Genomic DNA, 1,885 nt, shown 5'->3' with positions numbered 1-1,885 from the left:
CTATACGCCTATTCGATCCGGCACTGACATCACGTTCCTGTCGGGCGTGCTGCGCTATCTGATTGAACACGACACTATCCAGCATGAATACGTTGCGGCGTATACCAATGCCAGCCTCATCGTGCGCGATGATTTCAGCTTCGATGATGGACTGTTCAGCGGCTATGACCCGGAAACCCGCAGCTATGACAAAACCAGCTGGCACTATGCGCTGGATGAGCAGGGCTTTGCGCAGCGTGATACCACGCTGATGCACCCGCGCTGTGTGTGGAATCTGCTCAAAAACCATGTGAGCCGCTATACGCCTGCACTGGTTGAGCGCATCTGTGGCACACCGCAGGCCGACTTCCTGTACGTTTGCGAACTGCTGACCGCCACCAGCGCGGCGGACCGCACCGCCACGTTCCTGTATGCACTGGGCTGGACGCAGCACTCCGTCGGTGCACAAAACATCCGCACCATGGCGATGATCCAGCTGCTGCTGGGCAACATGGGCATGGCAGGCGGCGGCATTAACGCCCTACGCGGCCACTCCAATATTCAGGGACTGACCGATCTCGGCCTGCTTTCCCAGAGCCTGCCCGGCTATATGACGCTGCCTTCAGACAAACAGCCCGATCTGGATCATTACCTTGCCGCCAACACGCCAAAAGCGCTGCTGCCCGGCCAGGTCAACTACTGGAGCAACTATCCGAAGTTCTTTATCAGCATGATGAAAGCGTTCTACGGCGATAAGGCCCAGCAAGAAAATCAGTGGGGGTTTGACTGGCTGCCGAAGTGGGATAAGGGCTACGACGTGTTGCAGTATTTCGAGATGATGCATCGCGGCGAGGTTAACGGCTACATCTGTCAGGGCTTTAACCCGCTGGCATCCTTCCCGCACAAGCAGAAAGTGGCTGAATCACTGTCAAAACTGAAGTTCCTGGTGACCATCGATCCGCTCACTACCGAGACCGCCAGTTTCTGGGAAAATCACGGCGAGTTTAACCGCACCGACCCGTCGCTGATCGGCACCGAAGTGTTCCGTCTGCCTTCCACTTGCTTCGCCGAAGAAGACGGGTCGATTGTGAACTCCGCACGCTGGCTGCAATGGCACTGGAAAGGCGCTGACGGGCCGGGTGAAGCACGTAATGACGGGGAGATCTTAGCCGGCATCTACCTGCGCCTGCGTCAGCTGTATGCGCAGGAAGGCGGTGCGTTACCTGAAGCCGTCTTAAACATGAGCTGGGATTACCAGACGCCTGAAGCCCCTGCCTCCGAAGAGGTGGCGCGGGAGAGCAATGGCCGCGCGCTGACCGATCTTTCGGACGCCAGCGGCAATGTGCTGGTGAAAAAAGGTCAGCAGCTCAGCAGCTTTGCCCAGCTACGTAGCGACGGCAGTACCGCCAGCGGCTGTTGGATCTTCGCCGGAAGTTGGACGCCGGAAGGTAACCAGATGGCGAGACGCGATAATAGCGATCCCACCGGGCTGGGCAACACGCCGAACTGGAGCTGGGCATGGCCGCTTAATCGCCGCATCCTGTATAACCGTGCGTCTGCCGACCCGCAGGGCAAACCCTGGGATTCGAAACGCCAGCTGTTGCACTGGGATGGCGCAAAATGGGCCGGGCAGGATATTCCCGACTACAGTACCGCGCCGCCGGGCAGTGAGGCGGGTCCGTTTATTATGCAGCCGGAGGGAATGGGACGACTGTTTGCGCTGGATAAAATGGCGGAAGGCCCCTTCCCGGAACACTACGAACCCTTTGAGACACCGATTGGCACTAACCCACTGCACCCGTCTGTGGTGTCCAACCCGGCTGCCCGCGTGTTCCGTGGCGACCTGGACAATATGGGCCAGGCAACGCAGTTCCCGTATGTCGGCACCACCTACCGCCTTACCGAG

Annotated in this window: 1 protein-coding gene; it reads left to right on the top strand. The window is 58.9% G+C overall.

The window, feature by feature from the left end; genetic code table 11:
- Positions 1-1,885, top strand: a 1,885-nt coding sequence (gene fdnG / locus WH277_RS05190; protein WP_339504814.1) for a formate dehydrogenase-N subunit alpha, incomplete at both ends; no start/stop codon positions are given.

Origin of the sequence: Erwinia sp. MYb416 (assembly GCF_037479575.1) — a bacterium.
GTDB classification, from domain to species: Bacteria; Pseudomonadota; Gammaproteobacteria; order Enterobacterales; family Enterobacteriaceae; genus Erwinia; species Erwinia rhapontici.
This window is presented reverse-complemented; position numbering and strand designations above follow the sequence as displayed.